General features: G+C 65.5%; 7 protein-coding genes and 1 pseudogene. 7 read left to right on the plus strand and 1 reads right to left on the minus strand.

Annotated features, from left to right (window positions below; all coding sequences use genetic code 11):
* Positions 1-74 precede the first annotated feature (74 nt).
* The 4 genes and pseudogenes from ACFWPK_RS05400 to ACFWPK_RS05415 all read left to right on the plus strand — a co-directional run.
* A pseudogene (locus ACFWPK_RS05400) lies at positions 75-551 on the plus strand (LuxR C-terminal-related transcriptional regulator); the annotation flags it as partial.
* A gap of 76 nt (positions 552-627) precedes the next feature.
* The gene (locus ACFWPK_RS05405) at positions 628-786 is read left to right on the plus strand and encodes a type II toxin-antitoxin system RelE/ParE family toxin (protein ID WP_378913329.1); all 159 of its coding nucleotides are present in this window, start codon (positions 628-630) and stop codon (positions 784-786) included.
* Positions 786-1,064 (plus strand): helix-turn-helix domain-containing protein, encoded by a 279-nt coding sequence (locus ACFWPK_RS05410; protein WP_378913330.1) that lies wholly within the window; start codon positions 786-788, stop codon positions 1,062-1,064. The genes ACFWPK_RS05405 and ACFWPK_RS05410 overlap by 1 nt, the downstream gene beginning before the upstream one ends.
* Positions 1,065-1,118: 54 nt before the next feature.
* Positions 1,119-1,544 carry a PPOX class F420-dependent oxidoreductase gene (locus tag ACFWPK_RS05415; protein WP_378913331.1) on the plus strand — a complete coding sequence of 142 codons (426 nt, stop codon included), beginning with the start codon at positions 1,119-1,121 and terminating at the stop codon, positions 1,542-1,544.
* Here the strand turns inward: ACFWPK_RS05415 and ACFWPK_RS05420 are convergent.
* Positions 1,541-2,203, minus strand: a complete 663-nt coding sequence (locus ACFWPK_RS05420; protein ID WP_378913332.1) for a DUF3105 domain-containing protein — start codon at positions 2,201-2,203, stop codon at positions 1,541-1,543. The genes ACFWPK_RS05415 and ACFWPK_RS05420 overlap by 4 nt on opposite strands.
* 234 nt (positions 2,204-2,437) lie before the next feature.
* Between ACFWPK_RS05420 and ACFWPK_RS05425 the strand changes: the two genes are divergently transcribed.
* Genes ACFWPK_RS05425 through cobM form a run of 3 tightly spaced genes read left to right on the plus strand, consistent with a single transcriptional unit; the run spans position 2,438 to position 3,898 of the window.
* Positions 2,438-2,692 (plus strand): type II toxin-antitoxin system Phd/YefM family antitoxin, encoded by a 255-nt coding sequence (locus tag ACFWPK_RS05425; protein ID WP_378913333.1) that lies wholly within the window; start codon positions 2,438-2,440, stop codon positions 2,690-2,692.
* Entirely contained in the window at positions 2,689-3,123 is a 435-nt protein-coding gene (locus ACFWPK_RS05430; RefSeq protein WP_378913334.1) for a type II toxin-antitoxin system VapC family toxin, read from the plus strand. Before ACFWPK_RS05425 ends, ACFWPK_RS05430 begins: the two co-directional genes overlap by 4 nt.
* A 31-nt stretch (positions 3,124-3,154) precedes the next feature.
* Positions 3,155-3,898: a precorrin-4 C(11)-methyltransferase gene (cobM, locus tag ACFWPK_RS05435; protein WP_378913335.1), complete on the plus strand. Its 744-nt coding sequence runs from the start codon at positions 3,155-3,157 to the stop codon at positions 3,896-3,898.
* Positions 3,899-4,318: the final 420 nt, after the last annotated feature.

Raw genomic sequence — 4,318 nt, forward strand, 5'->3', positions numbered from 1 at the left:
GTGGAGATGAGTGGTCGTGCGGCGTGAGTGACTGGTAGGTCGCTCACGCGAGCTGTCATCTTGCTGGTCTACCCGTCGACCTGGTCCTGATGGACCTGCGCTTCGGCGACGGCCGCTCGGGCGCCTCCGCCACCGCGGGCCTGCGCGCCCTCCCCACCCCGCCGAACGTCCTCGTCGTCACCAACTACGACACCGACGCCGACATCCTCGGCGCCATCGAAGCGGGCGCCGTCGGCTACCTCCTCAAAGACACCCCACCCACCGAACTCCTGGCCGCCGTCCGCGCCGCCGCCGCAGGCGAAAGCGTCCTCTCCCCAACCGTCGCCTCCCGCCTGATGACCCGAGTCCGCCGAGCCGACACCACCCTGAGCCCCCGCGAAGTAGAAGTCCTGCGCCTGGTCGCCGCAGGCCTGTCCAACCGCGACATCGCCAAACAACTGTTCCTCAGCGAAACAACAGTGAAGTCCCACCTCGTCCACATCTACGCCAAACTGGGCGTGAAATCCCGAACCTCCGCCGTCGCCACCGCACGCGAGAGCGGTGCGATCTGAACCCATCGTTGGGTCGGGCCAACTCGATGCTGATCTCAGCTTTGCAAAGTATACAAATATTTGTATACTTGGATCGGTGAAGCGACTCGAGTTCGTTGGCACAGCGCTTGATGACCGCATCCTTGTGCTGCACTGCTTTCAGAAGAAGACTCGGAAGACATCGGATTCTGATCTGGCGCTGGCTACGAAGCGATACGCAAGGGCCGGTTTTGCAAGCAGGAAGGGAGAGCGCTGATGGCGGACGAGACGTTCGACAGCGTGTGGGATGCGATCGAGGACACCCCACAGGAAGCAGAGAACATGCGGTTGCGGTCGCGGCTGATGATCGCTCTGACAGAGCACATCGAGAGTTCCGGCTGGACGCAGGTGTCGGCTGCCGAGCGGCTCGGCGTGACACAGCCTCGGGTGTCGGATCTGATGCGGGGAAAGATCAGCCTGTTCAGCTTGGACGCGCTGGTCAATATGGTCGTCGCGGCCGGGATGCATGTAGAGATGAGTGTTCGTGCGGCGTGAGTGACCGGCCGGTCGGTACCGCGAGGTGGGGTCTTGTTGGCCTACCCTGGGCGCATGGCTTCCCTGTCGGATCCTCGGGTGCGCGAGTTTCTTTCCCACGGCACGCGAACTGGCAAGGTGGCGTTCGCCGGCGCGGATGGGCGTCCGCTGGTGACGCCGGTGTGGTTCATCGTCGAAGGTGATGAGCTGGTTTTCAATACGGGTGAGAACACGGCCAAGGGGCGGGCTTTCGCGCGTGATCCTCGTGTCGCGCTGAGTGTTGATCTCGAGGAGCCGCCGTATGCGCTGGTTCAGGTGCAGGGGACGGTCACGTTGTCCGAGGACCTCGATGAGCTCGTGCGTACCGCTACCGCCATCGGTGCTCGATACATGGGTCAGGATCGGGCGGCGGAGTTCGGTAAGCGCAACGGGGTTCCCGGTGAACTCGTGGTGCGGGTGCGGCCGACGAAGGTCGTCGCGCAGTTCGATATGACGAGCTAGCGGGCGCCGTCCATCGGGACCGCGTCAGGGCCGGGCGGGGTCGGGTCGTAGGGTGGGGGATCGTTGCGGTCGAAGAGTGGGGACGAGCAGGTCGCTCCGACTTCTGGTGTGGTGTAAGGGTTTTCGCGGAGGGCGACGATGAACTGGTCGATGCGTTCGTCGGTGGCGGAGTCGAGGGTGAGCTGGTGGCCCCACGACTGCAACGAGATCGGGTGGTCCATCTCGGGGATGGGCGACATCAGGGTGTATTGCCGGTCGGTCACCTTCGCGCTCAGCAGGGCTTGATCCTGCGGGCTCACCTTCGCTGGGTCGTAGGCGATCCACACCGCGCCGTGTTCGAGCGAGTGCACCGCGTTCTCGGTGCGTAGGGCCTTCGAATAGACGACGCCGGTGCAGGCCGCCCACTGCGCGTCGTGCGGTCCGCCCACCGGGGGGATCGACGGGTAGGCGACTCGCTGGGTCGGGCGCACATGCTGCTGCCCCGGCGCGATCTCGGTGACAACGACGCCGCGAATCTGTAGCGAGGGATCCTGATTGTCCTCCGACGGTGCGAAGCTGTCCCCCGAAGCGGTGGCCTTACCCGCCACCTTGTCGGCTGAGCACCCTGCCACCAACGCCGCGGCCACGACCGCAACCGCGCAAACACCTGCGCTACGCACCCCACCGCTCCTGCCCGACACCCGCATCGCGGAACCCCGTTTCGTCGTCGCCTGCGCGCCAGCCGTCCGACACAGAACCTACTTGTCTCCATCTCTCGGCCGATCATCAGCTGGGGTCTTGCCGGCGGAGGTCGCCGCGCACTTCGATAGGGCGGCTAGCGGGTGCTGTCATCTGTCGAGAACCGATGTGTGGCTACAATAGCGGAAGTATTTATGGCCACAATAAGGAGCGTCATGGAGATCGGTGTGCGGGAGCTGCGGGACCACCTGAGCAGCCATTTGGCCGACGTGCGCGCGGGCCGGACTGTGACAGTGACCGACCACGGTAAGCCGATCGCCCGGATCGTCCCCGTTGATCGGCTGACCTCCTTGGAGCAGTTGCGGGCCGAAGGTCGGGTTCAGCCTGCCCGAAAGCGCAAGCAGCCCGCGGCGGAGCCGGTTCAGGGCAGCGGAATCGTCTCTGACCTGATCGACGATCAGCGCCGGTGATCGGCTACCTCGATACCTCGGCGTTCCTCCCGCTGCTGGTCGCTGAGCCGAGCAGTGCCGCGTGTAAACGATTCTGGGACCTCGCCGATGATGTGGTCTCGTCTCGGCTGCTCTATGTCGAATCGGCAGCGGCGCTGGCTCAGGCACACCGGATGGGCCGACTCGACGAATCTCAGTTCCGTGCGGCCTCGCGCCTGCGGGACGACTTCTGGCAACAGATCAATGTGACAGAGGTGGACGAGAAGCTGGCTGAATCGGCGGCTGCGTTGGCGGAGCGATACGCGCTGCGCGGCTACGACGCCGTCCACTGTGCAGCTGCCGCGCAACTCGAGGACCCTGATCTGGTTGCCGCATCGGGTGACAGGAAGTTGCTCACCGCTTGGAAGGCGCTCGGGATCGCCACATTCGATTCGAACGCACCGGGGCTGTGACGGGCTAGCAGCGGTCCTTACACTCCTGGGCATGACCGTGCATTTCATCGGGGCAGGCCCCGGCGCCGCCGACCTGCTCACGGTGCGAGCGGTCAACCTCCTGCGCGACAGTCCGGTCTGCCTCTACGCGGGCACGTACCTCGATCCCGAGGTCCTCGCGCACTGCGCGCCTGGCACGGAACTGATCGACACCCAGCACCTGGACCTGGACCAGATCATCGACCACCTGGTGCGTGCCGACAAGGCCGGCCAGGACGTGGCACGGCTGTGCTCGGGCGATCCCTCGATCTATTCGGCCCTTACCGAGCAGACTCGCAGGCTCGACGCCGAGAACGTCGCATGGGACATCACTCCGGGCGTCCCCGCCTACGCGGCCGCAGCAGCTGCCCTTGGCACTGAGCTGACCGTCCCGGAGGTCGTCCAGTCGGTAGTCCTCACCCGAACACAGGCTCGCTCCACCGCGATGCCTGAAGGTGAGGCCTTGGCGAACTTCGCCGCGACCGGCGCGACCCTCGTCCTACACCTCGCGATCACCCGGATCAGAGTGCTGGCCGAGGAGCTGGTCGGCGAGTACGGCGCGGACTGCCCGGTCGCCGTCGTCTATCGCGCCAGCCAGCCCGAACAGCTCGTCCTGCGCGGCACCCTGGCCGACATCGCCGACCACGTGGAGGCGGCGGGCCTGCGTCAAGCCGCGGTGATCCTGGTCGGCCGCGCGCTGTCCACGTCCATCGACTGCGCCCAGTCCCACCTCTACGACCCGGCCAGGACCCGGTAACACCCACTGCCGCAACAGCAGACCGATCGGTGTGAGCCATCACTCAGTTCCCGCTGTGCACAGGTCATCCGGCGGGGATGTGAGAACGCAGACAAGCGTCAGCAAACGCGGGTCGGGGGCTTCACCTGGGGCGATGCTTGCCAGCTATGGAGGTGGTTGGTTGCGGGGCGGGCACACCGGTAGATTGGTGCGATGGTTTGCGACGAGTAGACCGGCGCTGGCGGCCGGGCGGTCAGGTGCATGGTCTCGGCTGTGTAACGAGACCCGCCCGGGTGACAGATAGTGCCAATGGACATTTTTGCCTGATTGATTCGAGAACTGAACCCGAGACGCGGGCGCCCCGCTGGAAATTTGGTGGGCGCTCGCGTTCCGGTGTCGTCGGGGAGCGCCTACCCAGGTGTTCCGGAAGCGAGGTTTGGG

The organism is Nocardia sp. NPDC058519, from assembly GCF_042719755.1.
Classification (GTDB): Bacteria; Actinomycetota; Actinomycetes; order Mycobacteriales; family Mycobacteriaceae; genus Nocardia.

Excerpts from the sequence above, each read along its gene's own strand:
- ACFWPK_RS05410 (WP_378913330.1), top strand. The coding sequence starts at position 786 with ATGGCGGACGAGACGTTCGACAGCGTGTGGGATGCGATCGAGGACACC.
- ACFWPK_RS05425 (WP_378913333.1), top strand. The coding sequence starts at position 2,438 with ATGGAGATCGGTGTGCGGGAGCTGCGGGACCACCTGAGCAGCCATTTG.
- ACFWPK_RS05415 (WP_378913331.1), top strand. The coding sequence starts at position 1,119 with ATGGCTTCCCTGTCGGATCCTCGGGTGCGCGAGTTTCTTTCCCACGGC.
- cobM (WP_378913335.1), top strand. The coding sequence starts at position 3,155 with ATGACCGTGCATTTCATCGGGGCAGGCCCCGGCGCCGCCGACCTGCTC.